Origin of the sequence: Methylomonas sp. (assembly GCF_023228165.1) — a bacterium.
In the GTDB taxonomy this organism is placed as follows: domain Bacteria; phylum Pseudomonadota; class Gammaproteobacteria; order Methylococcales; family Methylomonadaceae; genus Methylomonas.
This window is the reverse complement of sequence record NZ_JALOBS010000003.1, coordinates 175,626-198,095: the sequence shown is the minus strand read 5'-3', so window position 1 is coordinate 198,095 and position 22,470 is coordinate 175,626. Positions and strand designations below refer to the sequence as shown.

At 51.1% G+C, this 22,470-nt stretch carries 22 protein-coding genes; 16 read left to right on the top strand and 6 right to left on the bottom strand.

The annotated features are described in order from the left end of the window. Positions 1-7 precede the first annotated feature (7 nt). On the top strand, positions 8-832 hold the full coding sequence (locus tag M0R33_RS03605) for a hypothetical protein (protein ID WP_292565186.1): 825 nt from the start codon (positions 8-10) through the stop codon (positions 830-832). A gap of 76 nt (positions 833-908) precedes the next feature. Here the strand turns inward: M0R33_RS03605 and M0R33_RS03600 are convergent, their stop codons facing one another. The 3 genes from M0R33_RS03600 to M0R33_RS03590 form a co-directional block, all read right to left on the bottom strand. Next, positions 909-1,292 carry a hypothetical protein gene (locus M0R33_RS03600; protein WP_292565183.1) on the bottom strand — a complete coding sequence of 128 codons (384 nt, stop codon included), beginning with the start codon at positions 1,290-1,292 and terminating at the stop codon, positions 909-911. Between the two features lie 156 nt (positions 1,293-1,448). Next, positions 1,449-2,285, bottom strand: coding sequence for an SDR family oxidoreductase (locus M0R33_RS03595; RefSeq protein WP_292565180.1), 837 nt, complete (start codon positions 2,283-2,285; stop codon positions 1,449-1,451). Then, positions 2,282-2,869 carry a DUF4124 domain-containing protein gene (locus M0R33_RS03590; RefSeq protein WP_292565177.1) on the bottom strand — a complete coding sequence of 196 codons (588 nt, stop codon included), beginning with the start codon at positions 2,867-2,869 and terminating at the stop codon, positions 2,282-2,284. The genes M0R33_RS03595 and M0R33_RS03590 overlap by 4 nt, the downstream gene beginning before the upstream one ends. Before the next feature lie 254 nt (positions 2,870-3,123). Between M0R33_RS03590 and ileS the strand changes: the two genes are divergently transcribed. The 4 genes from ileS to M0R33_RS03570 all read left to right on the top strand — a co-directional run bounded on the left by ileS (position 3,124) and on the right by M0R33_RS03570 (position 10,809). Further along, a complete protein-coding gene (gene ileS, locus M0R33_RS03585) occupies positions 3,124-5,955 on the top strand; it encodes an isoleucine--tRNA ligase (RefSeq protein ID WP_292565174.1) in 2,832 nt (943 codons plus the stop codon). After that, complete coding sequence (gene lspA, locus M0R33_RS03580) at positions 5,948-6,427, top strand: signal peptidase II (protein WP_292565341.1); 480 nt, start codon at positions 5,948-5,950, stop codon at positions 6,425-6,427. Before ileS ends, lspA begins: the two co-directional genes overlap by 8 nt. A 91-nt stretch (positions 6,428-6,518) precedes the next feature. Then, the gene (rep, locus tag M0R33_RS03575) at positions 6,519-8,531 is read left to right on the top strand and encodes a DNA helicase Rep (RefSeq protein WP_292565171.1); all 2,013 of its coding nucleotides are present in this window, start codon (positions 6,519-6,521) and stop codon (positions 8,529-8,531) included. Positions 8,532-8,733: 202 nt separating this feature from the next. Continuing rightward, on the top strand, positions 8,734-10,809 hold the full coding sequence (locus M0R33_RS03570; protein WP_292565168.1) for a GAF domain-containing protein: 2,076 nt from the start codon (positions 8,734-8,736) through the stop codon (positions 10,807-10,809). Between the two features lie 72 nt (positions 10,810-10,881). Here M0R33_RS03570 and M0R33_RS03565 read toward each other — a convergent pair whose 3' ends face one another. Continuing rightward, positions 10,882-12,231, bottom strand: a complete 1,350-nt coding sequence (locus M0R33_RS03565; RefSeq protein WP_292565166.1) for a DegQ family serine endoprotease — start codon at positions 12,229-12,231, stop codon at positions 10,882-10,884. A 141-nt stretch (positions 12,232-12,372) separates the two neighbouring features. On the opposite strand from M0R33_RS03565, the gene M0R33_RS03560 reads away from it, so the two are divergent. Continuing rightward, the gene (locus M0R33_RS03560; RefSeq protein WP_292565163.1) at positions 12,373-13,701 is read left to right on the top strand and encodes a cyclic nucleotide-binding domain-containing protein; all 1,329 of its coding nucleotides are present in this window, start codon (positions 12,373-12,375) and stop codon (positions 13,699-13,701) included. Positions 13,702-13,766: 65 nt separating this feature from the next. Here the strand turns inward: M0R33_RS03560 and rpmG are convergent, their stop codons facing one another. Together rpmG and rpmB are read right to left on the bottom strand one after the other, a co-directional pair. After that, entirely contained in the window at positions 13,767-13,922 is a 156-nt protein-coding gene (rpmG, locus tag M0R33_RS03555) for a 50S ribosomal protein L33 (protein WP_013816853.1), read from the bottom strand. 11 nt (positions 13,923-13,933) lie between these two features. Further along, positions 13,934-14,170: a 50S ribosomal protein L28 gene (rpmB, locus tag M0R33_RS03550; RefSeq protein ID WP_292565339.1), complete on the bottom strand. Its 237-nt coding sequence runs from the start codon at positions 14,168-14,170 to the stop codon at positions 13,934-13,936. Between the two features lie 139 nt (positions 14,171-14,309). Here rpmB and gshB point away from each other — a divergent pair, with 139 nt between their 5' ends. The 10 genes from gshB (at position 14,310) to M0R33_RS03500 (ending at position 22,469) form a co-directional block, all read left to right on the top strand. Next, the gene (gene gshB, locus M0R33_RS03545; RefSeq protein ID WP_292565153.1) at positions 14,310-15,272 is read left to right on the top strand and encodes a glutathione synthase; all 963 of its coding nucleotides are present in this window, start codon (positions 14,310-14,312) and stop codon (positions 15,270-15,272) included. Between the two features lie 2 nt (positions 15,273-15,274). Next, on the top strand, positions 15,275-16,165 hold the full coding sequence (locus M0R33_RS03540; RefSeq protein ID WP_292565150.1) for a TonB family protein: 891 nt from the start codon (positions 15,275-15,277) through the stop codon (positions 16,163-16,165). Between the two features lie 17 nt (positions 16,166-16,182). Next, positions 16,183-16,749: a YqgE/AlgH family protein gene (locus tag M0R33_RS03535; RefSeq protein WP_292565147.1), complete on the top strand. Its 567-nt coding sequence runs from the start codon at positions 16,183-16,185 to the stop codon at positions 16,747-16,749. After that, positions 16,742-17,188 (top strand): Holliday junction resolvase RuvX, encoded by a 447-nt coding sequence (gene ruvX / locus M0R33_RS03530; protein WP_292565144.1) that lies wholly within the window; start codon positions 16,742-16,744, stop codon positions 17,186-17,188. Before M0R33_RS03535 ends, ruvX begins: the two co-directional genes overlap by 8 nt. A gap of 98 nt (positions 17,189-17,286) precedes the next feature. Beyond that, positions 17,287-17,805, top strand: a complete 519-nt coding sequence (pyrR, locus tag M0R33_RS03525) for a bifunctional pyr operon transcriptional regulator/uracil phosphoribosyltransferase PyrR (protein WP_292565141.1) — start codon at positions 17,287-17,289, stop codon at positions 17,803-17,805. A 2-nt stretch (positions 17,806-17,807) separates the two neighbouring features. Further along, positions 17,808-18,773, top strand: a complete 966-nt coding sequence (locus M0R33_RS03520) for an aspartate carbamoyltransferase catalytic subunit (protein WP_292565138.1) — start codon at positions 17,808-17,810, stop codon at positions 18,771-18,773. After that, complete coding sequence (locus M0R33_RS03515) at positions 18,770-20,056, top strand: dihydroorotase (protein WP_292565133.1); 1,287 nt, start codon at positions 18,770-18,772, stop codon at positions 20,054-20,056. Before M0R33_RS03520 ends, M0R33_RS03515 begins: the two co-directional genes overlap by 4 nt. Positions 20,057-20,172: 116 nt before the next feature. After that, entirely contained in the window at positions 20,173-20,889 is a 717-nt protein-coding gene (locus M0R33_RS03510) for a TIGR00730 family Rossman fold protein (protein WP_292565130.1), read from the top strand. Positions 20,890-20,936: 47 nt separating this feature from the next. After that, positions 20,937-21,917: a MoxR family ATPase gene (locus tag M0R33_RS03505; RefSeq protein ID WP_292565127.1), complete on the top strand. Its 981-nt coding sequence runs from the start codon at positions 20,937-20,939 to the stop codon at positions 21,915-21,917. Between the two features lie 75 nt (positions 21,918-21,992). Beyond that, on the top strand, positions 21,993-22,469 hold the full coding sequence (locus M0R33_RS03500) for a CreA family protein (RefSeq protein WP_292565123.1): 477 nt from the start codon (positions 21,993-21,995) through the stop codon (positions 22,467-22,469). Position 22,470: the final 1 nt, after the last annotated feature.

The window sequence follows — 22,470 nt, the reverse complement described above, 5'->3', positions numbered from 1 at the left end:
TTTCCGTTTGAAAAACTCAGCCAGTATATTTATCTTTTGTGCCTTGTCCTGTGAAGCGAAACCGCTCATTAAGGCCTGGCAACTGAAAAAACGTTCCGACGCCAATCATCCATTTACTATCTACTCGGACCCAGCTCGAGTCATCGTCATCACCGGCATGGGCAAGGTTGCAATGGCGGGTGCGATTGGCTACACAATGGCTTTATTTGCTAATCCCACCATGCCGATCATCGTCAATTTGGGAATAGCAGGACATCGCCATTTTGCGCTGGGAAGCCCGATATTGGCGGGAAAGATCATCGATTCGGAAACCAATCGCGGCTTCTATCCGCAACTACCGTTTGCCACGCAATATCCAACTGCCACAATAGCAACCCACTCCCATCCGCAAGTCCAATATTTGGAAGATTATGTATACGATATGGAGGCAACCGGCTTCTACGAAATCGCGGTTAAATTCAGCTCCTGCGAATTGATTCAAGTGGTAAAAGTTATTTCCGATAATGCGCAATCGCCTATTTCCGTGATTACCGAAACAGCAGTGGAGAGCTGGGTTAATTCGCAATTAGCCAACATACAGAAATTGATTGAACAGTTAACGCATTTGCGCTCGCTTTCTCTACCGGGTGACATAGAGCGAATCCAGCAACAATTGTCGGAACAATTTCATCTTACGGTAAGCCACTCAATCAAACTCAAGGCGCTATTACACCGCTGGCGATTATTGAAAGGAGATGCCGAGCTGAATTGGGTTGATGCACGCCCCAAAAACGCTAAAGAATTGCTTAGTTGGATAGAAGCCGAACTTGATAGAATGGACTTCTATCTTTAGAGATGGAACTTTAATTCCAGGATGAAGAATAATTAGCAAAAAACGGGGTGCTTAGCCAGCACCCCGGCGCAAAACCTTATAGGTAACCTTTCAAACCTTCGTTAGCTTTTTTAGCTTTTTCCAAGTGCTCTTTTGCACCTGACAGATCAGCAGTTTTGGCTGCGGATTCAGCATTTTTCAAATGAGTTCTGACTTTAGCTGTTTCTCTTGCCACTTTGTCGTTGGCATTCAATTCTTTAGTAAAATCCCGTGCTTTTTTGATCAATGCTGCAACGTCAGCATCTTCAGCACCATTATTGATCGCAGTAAAGGCCTCATCAATACGGGAATTTACTTCTTTAATTACATCGATTGGAGCATGGGAAACTCTACCTGGATCCTCAGCAACTGCAGCAGTTGAGAAAGAACCCATGGCAACGGTTAAAGAGAAGGCAATAGCTGCGCTTTTTAAAATTTTCATGTATTGGAACCTCACAGTTGTTTTTATAAGAAACATACAACCACCAACAGCATTTAATGGGCTATATGTTGAAACCGATAATATCATAGTTCATGCGGTTTGATAGCATGATTGTTACCGGATTAAGACGTTTTCCGGCAAAAACGTCTTAACGGCCTACTCTACGCTAACTAAAATTTTGTCCAACCAGGAAGTCGGTAGTATCCGTTTAAGCCAGGCAAACAAATGGGTAGGGAGGGTAACCGGGTAGCGGGACTTTGGCCGCCTGGATTCCAGGGCATGAATGACTTTTTCCGCGACGGCCGTGGCGGGCAAAGTAAACGGCGCGGCTGGTCCGGTTTTTTGCAATCGCGCCTCCATAGCCTTATAGGTTTGCCGGTGCGAACTTATATCAGGATTTATATACGCTTGATACATGGCAAAAGCATTTTGCCGAAACCGGCTTTCTATGGGGCCTGGCTCGATCAAAACGATATGAATACCCGACCCGCGCAGCTCCAAGCGTAAGGTATCCGCCAAACCTTCCAGCGCAAATTTGCTGCTGTTATATGCCCCGCGGTATTTCATGGCCACAAATCCCAACACCGAACTATTATAAATAATGCGGCCGCAGCCCTGCTTACGCATCAATGGAATCAACAAATTGGTCAGTTCATGGGTGCCGAAAAAATTGGTCTCGAATTGATTTCTTAACGCATCCCGACTGAGGTCTTCAACCGCACCGGGCTGTCCAAAGGCGCCATTGTTAAACAAGGCATCCACCTTCCCGCCGGTCATATCGATTAGTTTTTGCACAGCTTGTTGAATGCTGTCCGAATCGGCCAGATCCAACTGCAGGCTTTCAAAACCCTTGCCTATCAAAACCGCGACGTCCTCAGGCTTTCTAACCGAACAAATCACCCGGTGGCCGCGGTTTTTTAAGCTGACGGCAGTGGCATAACCAATCCCCGAAGAACAACCGGTAATAAAAACAGTTTGCGGCTTGCTGTTCATTCTTGCAGCTCGGCCTCATTAAAGTAATAAGTAGCACCGGAACTACAATTCACCAAAAATACCAATTGCTCCTTGGTACTTTTGGCGTTGAGTTCATCAGCTTCCACCCGCAGGCATTTACCGGTAGCCAGTGCTTTTTGAGCGGCAAGGCGGCGGAATTTTTCGATATCCGGCAGTCTCGTTTCAAACGGTCGGATTCCAGCCGGCAAATTATCGGGGTCATAGGGCGGTATGGCGAAGGCTGAGAACTGCATGGGACTGCCTTTAATCAGAGCCAAAGTCAAATCGCTTTGCGCCTTGGCCAATTGCTTGCGCTCCGCAATGACATCCAATCGAGCTTGTTCTTCCGCCTGTTTTTGAGCTTCAATTAGTTTTTGCTGTTCAGTTGCCTGAACCTGCCGGTTTTCCAGCTCATTAAGATCCACTTTGCTGCCGGTTTTTGTGTTGATCTGCACCGCCTTATGATCTTCAGTGCAAGGCGAGGATTGATAATCCGTGCGTCCTTCCACATCAGTACATTTGTAAACTCCGGCCCAACTGTAAAGCGGCCAGCACAGTGTAAAAAGTAAGATTAGATTTTTCATGATATTCCCTACCTCTAGAGCAATCGGTCAATCATTGCCTAGTATTGCTACTAAAAATTATTTTTGTCGGCTCAACCGGCCCATGGCATGGCAAGCTTTAAGTTTTATAGCGTGCGTCAGTTGATGATAGAATCCAAGTTTTTATTAATATAGAGTCATACGGCAATTCGGCACAACCATCAAAGACATGGATGATCTTAATTTGGCCGGCATTGTTCTAACTGACGAATGCATGCAGCGCTCACCATACCATCATGACCACGGATTATAAAACGACACTTAACCTTCCCAAAACCGAGTTTGCGATGAAAGCCAATCTGGCTCAACGCGAACCCGAGATGCTGAAAAAATGGAACGAAACCCTGCTGTATCAAAAAATCCGCGAGCATTGCGCCGGCCGGCCTAAATTCGTGCTGCATGACGGCCCTCCATACGCTAACGGCGCTATCCATATCGGCCATGCGGTCAATAAAGTATTAAAGGACATTATCGTCAAATCCAAAACCTTGGCCGGATTCGATGCACCTTATGTGCCCGGTTGGGATTGTCACGGTTTGCCGATCGAATTAATGGTTGAGAAAAAAGTCGGCAAAGCCGGGGTTAAAGTCAGTCCGGCGGAATTTCGTAAAGAATGCCGCGCTTACGCCAAAAAACAAGTCGAAATTCAAAAAGAAGAATTCATTCGCCTCGGCGTGTTGGGAGACTGGGACAACCCATATTTGACCATGGATTTTGCTTTCGAAGCCGACATCGTGCGCGCCTTAGGTAGAATCGCCGCCAAGGGCCATCTTAGCAAGGGCGCCAAACCCGTACATTGGTGTACAGACTGCGGCTCTGCATTGGCTGAAGCGGAAGTTGAATACGAAGACAAACATTCCCCCGCCATCGACGTACGTTTCGAAGTACTCGACGAACACTCATTCATGGCCTGCTGTCATCACGCACCGGAACACCAAGGCAAAGGCCCGCTGTCCGTTGTTATCTGGACCACCACCCCCTGGACCCTGCCCGCCAATCAGGCAGTCGCTCTAAACCCGGAACTGGAATATGCCGTCGTACAGTGCGAAATCGATGGTCAAGCCGAACGCTTGGTTTTAGCCGAATCACTCCTCAAAGATGCCGTGCTGCGTTATGGCATTGGCGAACACCATATCATCGGCTACTGCAAAGGCAGTGCGTTGGAAGGCCAATTACTGCATCACCCATTTTACGACAGACAGATCCCCGTCATTCTGGGCGATCACGTCACCACCGATGCCGGTACCGGCGCGGTACATACCGCACCCGGCCATGGCCAGGAAGACTATGTGGTCGGCATGAAATACAACCTACCGGTGGACAATCCGGTCGGCAGCAACGGGGTGTTTCTGCCCGGCACCGAGCTGTTTGCCGGTCTGCATGTATTCGGTGCCAACGAGAAAGTCCTGGATGTACTGCGCGAACGCGGCAAATTGGTGCACCATCACGCCTTGCTGCATAGCTACCCGCATTGCTGGCGCCACAAAACCCCGATCATTTTTCGCGCCACGCCGCAATGGTTTATCGCCATGGAAAAAAACGGCTTGCGCGATACCGCATTGAACGAAGTCAAGCGGGTGGACTGGATACCGGATTGGGGACAAGCCCGCATCGAAGCCATGCTCAACAATCGCCCGGATTGGTGCATTTCCCGCCAACGTACCTGGGGCGTGCCGATCACCTTCTTTGTACACAAGGAAACCGGCGAATTGCACCCTAATACGGCTGACTTGGTCGAGCAGATCGCCAAACGCATCGAACAGCAAGGTATCGATGCCTGGTTTGAACTGGATGCCGCCGAATTGATTGGCCGCGATGCCGAGCAGTACGACAAAATGAACGACACCCTGGACGTCTGGTTCGACTCCGGCGTCACTCACGCCGCCGTGTTGGAACGCCGCGAACAATTGCGCTTTCCGGCGGACTTGTACCTGGAAGGTTCCGACCAGCATCGCGGCTGGTTCCAGTCTTCATTGCTGACCTCGGTGGCCATGAACGATGTAGCACCGTATAAGGAAGTATTGACCCACGGTTTCACGGTCGATGCCGAAGGCAAAAAAATGTCCAAGTCCAAGGGCAATGTGGTGTTGCCGCAAACCGTGATGAAATCGCTAGGCGCGGATGTGTTGCGTCTGTGGGTGGCAGGTACGGATTATCGCGGCGAAATGACGGTATCCGACGAAATTTTAAAACGCACCTCCGATGCTTACCGCAGACTGCGTAATACCGCGCGTTTCCTGCTGTCTAACCTGGACGGCTTCGAGCCCGTGCAACACAAAGTCGCCAATACCGACTTACTGGCGCTGGATCGCTGGGTGGTCGACAAAGCCTGGCAACTACAAGCCGAAATCAAAACAGCGTACAGCGCTTATCAATTCCAGGCGATTTATCAAAAAGTACTGAACTTCTGCAGCATCGACTTGGGCGGCTTTTATCTGGATATCATCAAAGATAGACAATACACCGCCAAGGAAGATTGCCTGGCGCGTCGTTCCGGGCAAACCGCGATGTACCACGTTATCGAAGCCTTGACACGCTGGCTGGCGCCCATCGTCAGCTATAGCGCCGACGAGATTTGGCAAGTGATCCCAGGACAACGCGGCGAATCCGTGTTTCTGGAAACCTGGTACGAAGGCCTATTCCCGCTGGATGCCGACGCCAGCATCCAGCGTGGCACTTGGGAAAAAGTCATGGCTGTACGGACCGTGGTCAGCAAGCAGCTCGAAGCGTTGCGGAAAGACGGCGCCATCGGCGCTTCCTTGAATGCCGAAGTGGAATTGTATTGCGACGAAGTCTACGCCAACGAGCTGAATAAACTAGCCAGCGAACTGCATTTCGTGTTCATTACCTCTAATGCGGGCGTGGCCGGCATGCAATTCTGTCCTGACGATGCAATTGCCACCGAACTGGAAGGCGTGAAACTGAAAGTATCGGTATCCACGCATAAGAAATGCGTGCGCTGCTGGCATCATCGTTACGACATCGGCGAGCATGCCGATCACCCGGAACTATGCGGTCGTTGCGTGGAAAACGTGGCGGGCAATGGCGAGACCCGTCATTATGCTTAAGTGGCTATGGCTGTCGTTGCTGGTTCTGATTCTGGATCAGGCCAGCAAATTAACGGTGGATGCGTCGATGCAGCTGTTCGAGTCCATCCCGCTGTTACCCGGCTTTAATTTGACTTATGTGCATAATACCGGCGCGGCTTTCAGCTTTCTGGCCCAGGCCGGTGGCTGGCAACGTTGGCTGTTTGCCGGACTGGCCGTGGTGATGAGCAGCATCATCGCAGTCTGGCTGCTACGCCTGCAAAAACACGAAACGCTGATGGCTATCGCCCTGTCCATGGTTTTAGGCGGCGCGGTCGGCAACCTGATTGACCGGGTAGCTTACGGCTATGTCATCGATTTTCTGGACGTGTATTACCTGGACTGGCATTGGCCGGCCTTTAATATTGCCGACTCTGCTATTTGCGTCGGGGTTGGCCTGATGCTGCTGGAAAGTTTCGGTATTGGCCGTAAGACGGTTGACGCATTGGAATAATGCTTACTTATGCAGTAGACGGGTTTTGTCCGGCGCCAAATCAATAGACTACGGCAAAAATTGTAGTTTTCGCATCACCTCTTAATAATGAATGTCAGCCAAACTTAATCCGCAACAACAAGCCGCTGTTAAAATCATCGACCACCCTTTGCTGGTGCTGGCGGGCGCCGGCAGCGGCAAAACCCGGGTAATTACCGAGAAAATCGCCTATCTGGTGCAGCAGGGTACACCCGCCCGCCACATAGCCGCCGTAACCTTTACCAACAAGGCGGCTCGGGAAATGAGAAGCCGGGTCAGCCGCTTGCTGGACGACAAACAAAGTCGCGGCCTTAGAGTATCAACGTTTCATTCCTTGGGTCTGGATATACTGCGCGCCGAACATAAAACCCTGGGCTACAAAGCCGCGATTACCTTGTTCGACGAACAAGACCGGCTGACTCTGTTGCGCAATTTAATCAGCCATGGTCTGAAGGATTGCGACATCGACCAGGTCGATCCATACAACTGGCAAATCGGCCAATGGAAAAACGCCTTCGTCACACCGCAACAAGCCGTCAGCCTGACCGATGCCGATGCTGCAAATCCAGCCGCGGCCTTACTTTACGAGGCCTACACCCGCAGCCTGAAAGCCTATAACGCCGTCGATTTCGATGACCTGATTTTATTGCCGGTATTGCTGTTTCAACAACATCCGGCCCTGCTGGAAAAATGGCAAAACAAAATTCGCTACCTGCTAGTAGACGAATATCAGGACACCAATATTACTCAATACCAATTGGTGAAACTTTTAGCCGGTAACTTGGGCCGCTTTACCGTGGTGGGCGACGATGACCAGTCGATTTATGCCTGGCGCGGCGCGCAGCCGGAAAACCTGGCCCAACTGCAAAAGGATTACAGCCGTCTGCAGGTGATCAAGCTGGAACAGAACTATCGTTCCGCCGGACGAATTTTAAAGGTGGCCAACCAATTGATCGCCAACAACCCGCATACCTTCGAAAAGAAACTCTGGAGCGAACTGGGTTACGGCGATCGATTGCGGGTATTGAGCCATAAGTCGGACCAGCACGAAGCCAAGCAAATCGCCGCCGAAATTGTGCATCATCGTTTCAAGCATGGCGGCAGTTATGCCGATTACGCCATTTTGTACCGCGGTAATCACCAGTCCCGCTTGTTTGAAAAAGAATTACGCGAAAACAATGTGCCGTATTTCATTAGCGGCAGCACCTCGTTTTTCGCCTATGCGGAGATCAAAGACCTGCTGGCCTACCTGCGCTTAATGGTCAACTCCGGCGACGATGCCGCTTTTTTGCGCATCATCAATACCCCACGCCGGGAAATCGGCCCCACCACTTTGGAAAAGCTGGGTGCTTACGCCAACGAGCGGCATATCAGTTTATTCGCTGCCTGCTCGGAATTCGGTTTACAACAACGCTTGTCGGAAAAATCGGTACAGCGTTTGAGTAAATTTTGCGACTGGATCAACGATACCGCGCAAAAAATCGAACGCGAAGACAGTTTTAAAGTGATCCATCAGCTGCTGGAGCAGATCAATTACCAGCAATGGCTGCAGGAAAACAGCAAAACGCCGGCGGCTGCCGAACGCCGCATGAGCAATGTATACGAACTGATCGAATGGCTGCAACGCATAGCCGGCAACGAACAAGGCGAGGAGAAATCGCTTGCGGACGTGATCGCCAAGGTCATGCTGATGGATATTCTGGATAGGAACCAGGAACAGGAAGCCGGCGACCAGGTCAGTTTGATGACGCTGCACGCCGCCAAGGGCCTGGAATTTCCGCATGTGTTTTTGATCGGCATGGAGGAAAACCTGCTGCCGCATCAAAACAGCATCGAAACCGGCAATATCGAGGAAGAACGCCGCCTAGCTTATGTCGGCATCACTCGCGCCCAAAAAACCCTTACCTTCAGCTATTGCACACATCGCAAACGCTACGGCGAAATCAGCGAATCCGAACCCAGCCGGTTTTTAAACGAGCTCCCCGAAGAAGACCTGGAATGGACCAACAAAAAACAACTTCCGCCTGAAGAAATCAAGCAACGCGGCAAGGCCAGCTTGGCGCAATTGCGGGAAATGCTGGCTTAACCGGTTATCAAATCCGCCGCCTGCCGTAATCCATTATGGGGCTCATAATCAGCAGACCCATCAATATCAAATACCCTCAGCCTGTTTACCAGTCCGACTGGTAATTCAATTGGACTAGGATATACTGCCTTTGTATTCTGATTAAACCCCCGCATCTAAATTTATTCGAATTCGGCACCTCATTTTCTGCGATTTTACCGACATGGAAAAGGCTAATAAATTAACACTCAAACTGAGCCGACCTTTCCTGGTACAGTTCCTAAAAACTTATTTATTTCTGGCTTTACTGACCTGCGTAGGCGCTTACTGCTTTTACTACAGCATTCAAGAGCGCATTTCCCTTCGGGATAAAGCACGTGAAAGCATTGGCGTTGAACTCGAAAGAGAAGCCGTCGGCAATGTGTTTCGGGAAATAAATCGCGACCTTCGCCTGATTACTGATCATTACCAGCTAAAACGTATCCTCGAGCATCCGTCACCCGAAGCGCTGCATGACTTCGAGCTGGATATGCTTAACCTATCGGCCGCGACTAAAACGTATCACCAAATTCGCTGGATAGACGAATCCGGGCACGAGCGGGTACGCATCGATTTTAACAATGGCAAGGCCTCGCCGACACCCCCTGCGGAATTGCAAGATAAAAGCGGCCGTTATTACTTTATGGAAACCGCCAAATTAAATGCCGGGGCCGTTTACGTTTCGCCCCTGGATCTAAATATCGAACATGCCGCCCCGGAATTCCCTCACAAGCCCATGCTGCGTGTAGCATCGCCTGTATTCGACAGTCGCGGCGGGCGGCACGGCATTGTAGTTCTTAATTATTTTGGAGCCGAATTAATGGCTCGCTTCGAAAAAGCCAGAGCGGAAATTGAGGGCCACTCCTTGCTACTGAATCCGCAAGGCTTTTGGTTAAACAGCCCTTTGCCGGACAAGCTCCGTGGTTTTATTTTTACGCCCACAACCCCCAGCTTTTCTCTTCAGCACCCTAAAATCTGGAAGCGGATCAATCAAACCGATCACGGTCAGATTGAGGATGCTGAAGGGGTTTGGACCTTTAGTACGGTATACCCCAACTCGGATGATAACGCAGCACTAAAAAGCATGCCGAGCGCCAATACCTGGAAAATCGTCTCGCTGTTGCCTTCCAAGACCCTGTATGGCAACCGGACTTTATTCAAGCCTATCTTGGCTGCGTTGCTGACGCTTCTGCTTTTGGAAGCTATCGGTTGCTGGAAACTGGCCGGTAATCGCCAGTCCAGAAAGCAACTGCAACATGAACTGCGGCAATCCAATCAAAATCTGCAAACGCTGATAGCGGAACGCACCTCCCAATGGGAAGCCGATGTGCTGTTGCGAGAACTGGCTGAAAACCAATTACAACTGCTTAATGCCGCTCTCAAGGCGGCAGCGAACGCCATCGTCATCACCGACAGTCATTCCATTATTCAATGGGCCAATCCAGCTTTTGCCGCCCTGACCGGTTTCCCCTTGGAAGACGCCATCGGTAAATACCCAAAGGAGCTGATCCGCTCCGGCCTGCAAAGTAAGGCGTTTTATCAGGCTTTGTCTATCAGCATTCTCAGCAAACGAGTTTGGCGCGGTGAAATTGTTAATCAACACCAAGACGGCTTTTTATATACCGAATCACTGACGATCACCCCGATTGGCAATCACGATAGCGACATCACACATTTCATTGCGGTAATGGAGAATATTTCCGACCGTAAGCAAGCTGAAACACGCTTAACCAGTTTAACCCGCGTCTACACCATGTTAAGCAATATCAATCAGGCTATCGTGCATATCCGCGATATCGATATGCTGTTAAAGGAAGTATGCCGCATTGCCGTGGAAGATGGCGGCTTTAACATGGCCTGGATTGGTTTGCCCGATGCCACCGGCCAGACGCTGTTTCCAGCCGCTTTCGCCGGCATTGACCTGGAGACCTTGGAGCAATTCAATAACTTGCCGGCCCCCGGCGCTCAAGACAACTATCCGGCAAATGCCGCCTACAATCAAGCCTGCAGTGTCGGCAGCAATGATATCGAGCACGACCCGCGCACCAAGGCTTGGCGACATAAGGCGTTAGCCTTGGGCTACCGTAGCGTGCTTGCCCTACCTATCAATATCAAGGGCGAGGTGCGCGGCGTGTGTTCGATGTACGCTCCCGCAGCCAACGCGTTCGCCAATCAGCAGATCAAGCTTCTAAATGACATGGCCGATAACATCGCCTTTGCACTGGAAACGGCGGAGACCGAGCAGCGCAGGCGAGGCTAAGCCCAATAAGCGTCGAGAGCCGTGGGGCGTTATTTTGATGCCGGCGGGGTTTCAACCGGCATCTAGCCGGCATTATTGCAGCACTACGAAAAAACCTTCTCCATTACGTTGCAAATTGATCAATAACGCGGATTGCGGATTAACCACCTGTTTAAACTCATCCAAATTTCTAACCCGATAGCGATTGGCACTGATAATAATATCGCCGGGCCGCAGCCCGGTTTTCCAGGCATATGATTTAGGCTCTATTTTTTCCAGCAAAACCCCTTCGATTTGACCTTTACCGGTTACCCCTAAGGTAACGCCTTTCAGGATTGGGTGTATTTTGTCGCCCGCGATTTCAGGCCGCTTGGGCTTGCCTATCACGGCTTGCAAACTCAACCGGCTGTCGCTTCGCATCACCTCGATATCGGCGGTGTCGCCCACTTGCAGCAAGCTGATGGCGGTACGGATCTGACTGCTACCGTTCCTGATCTCTTGCCCATTAACCGCCACGATGATATCACCGGGCTCAATGCCGGCTTTTTCCGCCGGCGAACCGGCCTCAACGCGGCTGACGACTGCGCCGTGTTGGCCTTTTAAATTAAAGGCCTTTACCAGTTCCGGGGTCAAATCTTGGCTAGTCACCCCCAACAAGCCACGGCGAACTTCGCCATGTTGAACCAAAGATTCCATTAATTTGATGGCCATATTCGACGGAATGGCAAAACCAATACCGACATTGCCGCCGCTGGGCGCCAAAATAGCCGTATTCATACCTACAAACTCACCACGCAGGTTTACCAGCGCGCCTCCGGAGTTACCCGGATTAATCGAGGCGTCGGTTTGAATGAAATCCTCGTACCCCTCAATACCCAACCCGGAACGTCCCAGCGCGCTGACAATGCCGGAAGTAACGGTTTGCCCCAAACCGAAGGGATTACCGATCGCCACAACGAAATCGCCTACTTTTAATTGGCTGGAGTCGGCAATCTTCAGCGCGGACAAATTGTCGGCCGGAATCTGGATCACCGCCACATCGGCCTCGGGATCGGTGCCCAACAATTTGGCATTTAATTGCCGGCCATCGCTAAGCGTGACGGTAATTTTGTCGGCTTTATCGATCACATGATTATTGGTCAGCACATAGCCTTCATCCTTGTCGATAATAACCCCGGACCCCAAACTGTTGCGTTGCCGTTGGCGTGGATTATTGGGAATGCCGAAAAAATGCCGAAATACCGGATCGTTCAGTAAAGGATTATCCTGTATCCGTACGTTGGTGGAGGTGGAAATGTTAACCACGGCAGGCATGCTGCGCTCCAACATCGGCGCCAGGGTAGGTAATTGTTCACCTTCCACTTGCAGCGGCAATGCGGCATGCACTAACGGATTAGCAAAAACGCATAAAAAAAACAGCCCTATTTTTGTCGTGTTGATCATAAATGTATTTCCAGCAGTAAATTTGCCAGCATGGACAAGCCGGCCGTAAAAATGTTTCACTAAAAAATATTAACTCAATATCGTCTATGATAGATGCTTTTGCTCCCTGCATTTTAATTCGCACTCATCCCGCATCAAACCATGGCTGTCGATACCCAGTCCGAAGAAGCCCGCGTCATCCGGCAATTGATTCCATTATCAACCTTGCCGTCGCAAACGTTTATTAGCTTGTGCGCGCAATTAAATCTTGAGTACGCCGAACAGGGCACGATTTTATTCAAACGCGGCGACGAAAACGATAGTCTTTATTATCTGCTGGACGGCTCGATTAATTTGCAAACCGAAACTTTCACTATAGAAACCATCAAGGCCGGCAGCGATTCGGCCCGCTTTGCGATCGCTCATCAAGTGCCTAGAAAAGTTGATGCAGTTGCCAATAGCAGAATTCAGTTTTTGCGTTTGAATGCTGATATGATGAAAATGACCCCAGAAACAGCTTATGAAGAGAATGAAAGCACTATGACGGTTGACGAATTGGACGATAACGACGATTGGATGACGACTTTACTGAAGTCGCCGATTTTTCGTGCGCTTCCACCCGCCAATCTGCAAAAACTACTGATGAGCTTGCAAGAAATCACCTGCGCTCCCGGTGAGGCCATCATACGGCAAGGCGAGCCCGGCGATTATTACTACATCATCAAAAAGGGCCAGGCTATTATCAGCCGCAAGCCGTCACCCAATGCCAAGGATATTAAATTGTCCAAACTGGCAGACTTGGATACCTTTGGGGAAGATGCCTTGATTTCCGGCGAACCGAGAAGCACCTCGATTACCGCCATTACAGACCTGACATTGTTACGACTGGGTAAAGAGCAGTTCATTAATCTGATCAAACTGCCCACGCTCAAATACATCGGCATTGATGAACTGTATGTTCAAATGAGCCAAGGCGCGGAATTAATCGACGTGCGCGGACACGATGAATTCAAAATCAGCCATCTGCCCAGAAGTATCAATGTGCCGTTTTTTTCGCTACGCATGTATCTGAAAACGCTGAATCGCCACCATCCGGTCATCGTCGTTTGTAAAGACGGTAAAACCAGCGAAATGGCGGCCTTTATTCTGCAGCAGAATAAATTCAACGCACTGATTTTGAAAAATGGTATTGCCGGCCTTAACCAAGATCAACTGCGCACCGAGCCTGCCTCGTTTAGCATTGATGATGGAACCGAAACCGGCAACCTCGCCGGTCCTCCAGGCGAATCATCCAAGTTGACTCTAGCAGAACAACCGGAAACTCCAGCGGAGGAGGCGCTTACCGACGATCTTAGACAGGCGATTCAGCAGCTCAAAGCAAAATGCCGGTCGCTGGAAGCTGAGAAAATGACTTTGGAATTGAAATGCTCGTCATTAGCCAGACAGCTGGAGAAATTTAAAACCGAGCTGGAAAGAATGCGGGGAAAATGACTACAGCGGCGGCTAGCGCAAGCGGAATACTTGACTAGCCTATCGCTTTTACCGCAAAAAGCCGATTATTTGATTTTGGCTTCTTTGTACATCACATGCTTGCGAACGACGGGATCAAATTTCTTGATCTCCATTTTCTCGGGCATGGTTTTTTTGTTTTTAGTGGTGGTGTAGAAATGGCCTGTGCCTTCGCTAGAAACCAATTTGATTTTGTCACGCATGTTAATTCTCCTTAGACTTTTTCGCCGCGGTTGCGGATGTCAGCCAAAACTGCATCGATACCGTTCTTGTCAATAATACGCATGCCTTTGGAGGACACTCTCAGGCGAACCCAACGGTTTTCACTTTCAACCCAAAATCTGTGATGATGCAGATTCGGCGTAAAACGTCTTTTGGTTCTGTTCATTGCGTGTGAAACGTTGTGCCCGCTGACGGGACGTTTACCTGTTACTTGGCATACTCTGGACATGACTACCTCAATGCGAGCTTTTGATTCAAAATAGCCGAGCTTTATACCAAAAATTCTTTTGTCGGTAAACAACATTCTTAAAAATAAATTTGTTAAAATTTTACAATTATCTTCTGATACTTATTAAAACAGGACGCGAATGACGCTTAAATTCGGCATGGTCATGGACCCCATCGGCCAGATCAACATCAAAAAAGACACCAGTTTCGCCATGCTGCTGGAAGCGCAAGCGCGCGGCTGGGAGTTACATTACATGGAACTAGGCGACCTGTTTTTACAAAACGGCCAGACCCATGCCCGGACACGCCTGCTGGATGTCGAACGGAATCCGCAACAATGGCACCGTTTCCTGGGCGAACAGCAAATAGCCCTGTCGGAATTGGACGTTATCCTGATGCGGAAAGACCCCCCCTTCAATCAGGAATACATTTATGCCACCTATATGCTGGAACAGGCCGAGCGACAAGGCGTTTATGTGCTGAATAAACCGCAATCGCTGCGCGATGCCAACGAAAAAATGTACACCGCCTGGTTCCCGCAATGCTGCACTGACACCTTGGTGGCGCGCGATCCGCAAAAGATCCGGCATTTTTTACAACAACAGCGGGAAATCATTCTGAAGCCGCTGGACGGCATGGGCGGCGCATCGATTTTTCATGTCCGGGAACACGACCCTAACCTGAGCGTGATTTTGGAAACCATGACCGAGCATGCCTCCCGTTACATCATGGCGCAAAAATATTTGCCCGCCGTTAAAGACGGCGACAAACGCATCTTGATGGTGAATGGCGAACCGGTGCCCTACTGCCTGGCCAGAATTCCGGCCAGCGGTGAAACCCGCGGCAATCTAGCCGCCGGCGGGCGAGGAGAAGGGCGCGAACTCAGCGAACGCGATCGCTGGATTGCACAGCAAGTTGGCCCGACTCTGCGCGAGAAAGGCCTGATTTTCGTCGGCCTGGACGTAATCGGCGACTACCTGACCGAAGTCAATGTCACCAGCCCCACCTGCGTGCAGGAACTCGACCAGCAATTCGGCATCAATATCAGCGCGCAACTGATGGATCATATCCAGGACCAGCTAAAATCGAAACAGCAAAACTAATCATGCAAGATCAGCCTATTACCAGCTCGCCACTTTCCAACGACGATTCGCTGCTATTAGCGGTATTCGTTGCGGCGGTGGTGCACGTTGGCATTTTATTGGGTATCAATTTTAAGGCCCCTCATGCGCCGAGAACCAATAAGTCGATCGAAATTACCTTGTCGCACGCGCCATTGAAAAAAGCGCCCAAGCAAGCCAAATACTTGGCCCAGGATCATCAGCTTGGCGCGGGGGACGCCACCCAAAAACCCGAACCCATCAAACAAAGTTTACCCACGCTGCCCATTCAGGCGGCAGCACCTGTCCGGGCTGAACCGCCCAAACAGCCCGCTCGGGAAACCAAAAAGCCGACGCCACAAAAACTCGTCACTCAAGCCAAGGCACCGGTAAAAGTCGTCACCCCCGTGGAAACAGTCGAAGAGCCCGTGGAGGAAATTACCGAGGAACAACCCAAACTCACCGCCGAAGCCTTGCAGCAACAAATCGCGCAACTGGGCGAACAAATACGCAATACCCGACAGAGCGCCGAAGACAGTAAAATAAAATTCGTCAAATCCGTCAGCACGCATAAATATTTAGCGGCACAATATGTCAAGGACTGGGAGGACAAAGTTGAACGTACCGGCAATCTCAATTATCCTTCCGCCGCGAAAAAACCGGGTTCGTCCCAATCACTAACCATGGATGTCGGCATCAACGCCGACGGCAGCATTTATAGCATGCGTATCGTCCGCTCATCCGGCAACGCCTCCCTGGATGAAGCCGCCAAACGCATTGTCAAAATGAGCGCTCCTTTTGCAGCTTTACCGACAGACTTACTCAAAGAAGTGAACGTTTTAGTCATTACTCGGGTCTGGAAGTTTTCAGACGAAACCGGCATGACCGCACGCTAGCCTAACCCAGCATAGTTATGACAGATAACACTTACCTGAATAATCAATTTTTGATCGCCATGCCCAGCTTGTTCGATCCGCATTTCTTTCATACCGTGACCTACCTGTGCCAACACAACCGGGAAGGCGCGCTGGGGATCGTCATCAACCGCCCCACCAACATGAAATTGAAAGATATTTTCGAACAAATGGGCATAGAAACCGACTTTGAAGACGTGCTGAACACCCCGGTTTTTGCCGGCGGCCCGGTACAGCAGGAGCGTGGCTTCGTGATTCACAGCCCCTGCGAACAATCTTGGGATTCCAGTATTTCAACCGCCGACAATATCAACCTAACCAGCTCTCGCGACATTCTGGAAGCGATCGCCAAGGGCCAGGGACCGGCTCACTACTTGATTGCCTTAGGCTATGCCGGTTGGGGCAGTGGACAACTGGAAAAGGAAATTGTCGAAAATGCCTGGTTAAATACCCCTTGCGGGGAAGCGATTTTGTACGAAACCCCGATCAATCAACGTTGGAATGCCGCCGCCAGCCAGCTGGGCATCGATATCAACCGCCTCACCACCAGCGCCGGCCATGGTTAGACCCGATCCCTTGGCAGTCAAATTCAGCAGCGACGCATATTTGGGGTTTGATTTCGGCAATAAAAAAATCGGCGTGGCCGTGGGGTATGCGGATACCGGCATCGCCAGCCCCTTGCAAACGATACGCTCGGTAAACCAAGTGCCGGATTGGAATATTATCGGCAAACTGATTGCAGAGTGGCGTCCCTTGGGGCTGATAGTCGGCATTTCCCGCCAACAAGACGGTTCGGACAACATCATCACCCCGCGCATGCAAAAATTTTGCCGCCAGCTCAACGGTCGCTACAATCTGCCGGTACACCAAATCGACGAAACCTTGACCACCTTTGCCGCCAAACAAATGTTATTTGATGATCTCAAAGTCAGTGCTGGTAAACTGTGGGAAGTTCAGGATCAACTTGCCGCGCAAATAATTCTGCAAAGCTGGTTCGATAGCTAGAGGTAAGAAATACGATGGAAGCACAATTCGCTTTATCTCGCATAGCCTTTCGCCCTGTAACGGTCTCTTAATTATTAATTCCAAACTGCTAATCGCTCATGCCGACATCAACGCTCAATATCGCTGAATTGCTCGACACCCTCGAAGCCGATATCCGCCAACAAATTCAAAGCCGCAAGCTGAACAACCCCTTGTTGATCGGCATACACAGCGGCGGCGCCTGGATTGCCGAACACATCCACAAACGCTTGAGCATTACCGAACCGCTAGGATTGCTGGATATCACTTTTTACCGTGACGATTTCTCCCAAATCGGCATACATCCCAATGTTAAAGCCAGTCAACTGCCGCCGCAATTAGAGGGCCGGGATATCATCCTGATTGACGACGTGTTTTATACCGGCCGCACCATCCGGGCCGCATTGAATGAAATTTTCGATTACGGCAGGCCCAACCAAGTGCTATTGGCCGTACTCATCGAACGCAATGGTCGGCAAATACCGCTACAACCCGATTGCCGCGGCGCCCGCATCGACTTACCGGAAGGCCAGCGCATCAAACTGACCGGTCCCGACCCCTTGGGCATAGACCTGCAAACCTTAGCTTGCGCGGCCTGATTATGCATCAACACCTGCAACTCACCGAACAAGGCAAACTCAAACATTTTCTCAGCATAGAAGGCTTGAACAAGCACTTGCTGACCGAAATTCTGGATACCGCCGAATCTTTTACCGGCATTTCCGAACATCAGGTCAAAAAAGTACCGTTATTGCGAGGCAAGACCATCGTCAACCTGTTTTTCGAAAACAGCACCCGCACCCGCACCACTTTCGAGCTGGCCGCGACCCGTCTTTCGGCGGACGTGTTAAATATCAATATTGCCACCTCAGCCACCTCCAAAGGCGAAAGTCTGCTGGATACCATCCGCAACCTGGAAGCCATGCATGTGGACATGTTTGTGGTGCGACATGCCTTGAGCGGCGCCGCCCATTTCATTGCGCAGCATACCGCCCCTCACATCAGCGTCATCAATGCCGGCGACGGCCAACATGCCCACCCCACCCAAGCCATGTTGGACATGTTCACCATCCGTCAACATAAAAAACAATTTGAAGGATTGAAAGTCGCCATCGTCGGCGACATTCTGCATTCCCGGGTAGCCCGCTCTCAGATTTTGGCACTGAATACCCTGGGGGTTGCCGAGGTGCGGGTGATTGCCCCTAAAACCCTGTTACCCGCCCATGTCAGAAGTATGGGCGTGATTCCTCTGCACGACATGAGTGAAGGCTTGAGCGATGTCGATGTCATTATCATGCTGCGTTTACAAAAAGAACGCATGAATTCTGCCTTTCTACCCAGCGAAAGCGAGTTTTTTAAATGTTACGGCTTGACGGAAACCAAACTGCTACGCGCCAAACCCAACGCTATCGTCATGCACCCAGGCCCTATTAACCGCGGCGTGGAAATCGCCTCCAACGTGGCCGACGGCCCGCAATCGGTGGTGCTGGAGCAAGTCAGCAACGGCATTGCCGTACGTATGGCCATCATGACCATGACGCTGGGCCATCATGGAGGTACAGCGTGACCAAAATTCTGATCGAAAACGGCCGCATTATCGATCCGGCCAATGCCATCGATGCCGTGGGGTCGCTGTGTATTGCCGACGGCAAAATACTACAGGTGTTGAATCCTCCCGCCGATTTCACCCCCGACCTCACCATCGACGCCAAAGAACACATTGTTTGCCCCGGTTTCATCGATTTGAGCGCCCGCTTGCGCGAACCCGGCCACAGCCACAAGGGTAGCATCAAAAGCGAAACCCGGGCCGCGTTGAGCGCCGGCGTCACCTCGCTGTGCCTGCCGCCCGATACCAAACCCTGTATCGATAGCCCCGCGGTGGTGGAATATATCAAGGACAAAGCGGAGGCCGCCGACTATCCGCAAGTCCTTAGCATAGGCGCCTTGACCCAGCGTCTGGACGGCACCGAGCTCAGTTCGATGTTCGCCTTGAAACAGGCCGGCTGCATCGCCGTTAGCAATGCGCATGCTCCGTTGGGGAACTTGTTGATTTTGCGCCGCGCCATGGAATACGCCAGCAGCCACGGCTTGCTGCTGATGTACCGTGCCAATGAAGCGGCCCTGAGTGGTAAAGGCTGCGCCCACGAAGGCGCCATGGCCAGCCAATATGGATTGCCGGGCATACCTGTCGCGGCGGAATCCATCGCCCTGGCCCAAGCGTTGGAGCTGGCGCAATTGACAGGCTGCCGCATGCATATCAGCCAAATCAGCTGCAAGCAATCGGTGATCAAAATCCAGCAGGCCAAGAAATACGGCTTGAACGTCACCGCCGACGTAGCTATCCACCAGCTGCATTTGAGCGAAAACGATGTGCGGCCATTCGACAGCCATTACCATGTGATTCCGCCTTTCCGTAGCGAGGAAGACGGTCATTATCTGCGTGAAGGCTTGTCCAACGGCACTATCGACGCCATTTGTTCCGATCATCAACCACACGACCTGGATGCCAAATTAGGCGCGTTTCCGGAAACCGAACCCGGCATTGCTTCGCTGGAAACCTTGCTGTCGTTGACCCTGGAATTAACCACCCTGCATCGCATCGGCCTGAATAAAGTACTGGCCAGCCTGACCCAAAAACCCGCGGCGATTTTAGGACTGCAAGCCGGCGCTTTAACCCCGGAATTTAGTGCCGACGTCTGTATTTTCGACCCCAAGTTGCATTGGGAGGTCAACGAACAAACCTGGCACAGTACCGGCCGCAATACGCCGTATTGGCAGCAAAGCTTGATCGGTAAAGTAACCCACACTTTACAGGGTGGCCGGTTGTTATATAAATTCCGAAACCGATGAAAACTGTGAGGTAGATTGTCACGTCGAAGAGGCAGGGATAAATCGACAAGCACCCAACCATCGTTTAACCTTAAACCAATCTAACTCAGTTAAGCGCGAACATTAAAGGAACCCAAATGGCCTGCATCAAAAACCGCTCCACGACGGGCTCAGCCTCGCCCAGCATCATCGATGACTTGAAAGGCGATCAGTCCTGGCGGATTTTTCGCATCATCAGTGAATTTACCGAAGGTTTCGATGAACTGTCCGGGCTGTGCGATGCGGTTTCCATTTTTGGATCGGCGCGTTTGCCGGAAGAGCATTTTTATTATCGAAAAACCGTGGAACTGGCGGAACTGCTCAGCAAAGAGGGCTTCGCCATCATCAGCGGCGGCGGCCCCGGTGTCATGGAAGCGGCCAACAGGGGGGCGCACCAGCAAAACCAGCTCTCCATCGGCTTGAATATTGAACTGCCGATGGAACAAAAAGCCAATGCCTACCAAAGCCTGTCCTTGAATTTTCGCTATTTCTTCGTGCGTAAAGTCATGTTCGTACGTTATTCGATGGGTTATGTCTGCATGCCGGGCGGCTTTGGGACTTTGGATGAGTTTTTCGAAGCGCTGACCTTAATGCAAACCCACAAGGCGTATCCATTGCCGCTGGTGTTGTTCGGTAGCGATTTCTGGGGTGGACTGATTGATTGGATGAAAAATAAAATGCTCGAATACCAGACGATATCCCTGAAGGATTTGGATTTAATTACCGTTACCGACGATCCTGACGAGGTAGTCACTATCATGTCGGCCCACCGGGAGTGGAAAAATCAGCAACGCCATCATCATCCCACACCTTAGCTTACGATTCGATCATCACCCTTTTTCAAACAGAAAATTTGCACACCATGACCGATTTAACCCTGGCGCAAACCGCGCTACACCAGCTTAAAGATCACATTAACACCCAAATCATCGGCCAGGACATACTGGTGGAAAGAATGCTGATCGCCTTGCTGGCCGACGGCCATTTACTGGTGGAAGGGGCGCCCGGTCTGGCGAAAACCCGTGCCATCAACGTGTTGAGCCAGGGGGTAGAAGCCGATTTCCACCGGGTACAATTTACCCCGGATTTACTGCCGGCCGATTTAACCGGTACCGAGATTTACCGTCCGCAACAAGGCAGTTTTGACTTCCAGAAAGGCCCGCTGTTTCACAATTTAATTCTGGCGGACGAAATCAACCGGGCGCCGGCTAAAGTGCAAGCCGCGCTGCTGGAAGCCATGGCGGAACGACAGATCACGGTTGGCAAAGCCACCTATCTCTTACCGCCGCTGTTCATGGTTATGGCCACCCAAAACCCTATCGAACAGGAAGGCACTTATCCGTTGCCCGAAGCCCAGTTAGACCGTTTTTTGATGCACGTTAAAATCGATTATCCCAATGCCGTGCATGAAAAAACAATACTGCATCTGGCCCGCGCCGAAGCCCGCGGTACGCTGAAAAACGGCAGCGGCATCGCTGAAAAAGTCAGCCAGCAAACCCTGTTTACGGCCCGCAACGAAGTACTGGACATATACATGGCGGAAGCCTTGGAACAATATCTGTTGCAAATTATCTTGGCCACCCGCACCCCGGCGGCCTACGGCGAAGATTTGGCCAAATGGCTGGAATACGGCGCCAGCCCACGCGCCAGCATTGCTCTGGATCGTTGTGCCCGCGCCAAGGCATGGCTGGACCGGCGCGACTTTGTCGATCCCGGCGATATTCAGGCGGTGGCTTACGACGTGTTACGGCATCGATTGATTTTGTCCTACGAAGCCGAAGCCGAAGGCGTCACCAGTGACGACGTGATTAAGCAATTAATTTCACGAATTGCTGTACCCTAGTCAAGCTCGCATTCTCCCGGACAGACCGCCATGCAAACATGTCCTTATTTCGCACTACCAAAAGGTAATCCGACCATGAAAAAAAATTTGCCTCTCGCCATGTTGCTAATGGTGATCTCGGCCGGCGGACAAGCAGAAACCGTTGGCTGCGTTACCACGGCCTGGAAACTGATAGGTGCCAACCACAAAGTCTGCGTCGAGGCCTTTGCCGACCCGAAGATCCCCGGCGTCACCTGCCATGTCAGCCAAGCCAAAGCCGGCGGCGTTTCCGGGACCCTCGGCTTAGCAGACGATCCGTCGCAATTTTCGTTGGCCTGCCGGCAAACCGGCCCCATAAGCTTGCCCGCCAATTTACCCAAGGATGAAGAGGTATTTTCCGAAGGCACTTCCTTTTTATTCAAGGAAACCCGGGTAATGCGCTTATGGGACCATGCGCATAACACGCTGATCTATCTGGCCATCAGCCGTAAATTGATTGAGGGCGCGCCCGTAAACAGCATTTCCACCGTACCGGTTATGCCTTGGGGGATAAACAAAACCGGCGACCAATAAG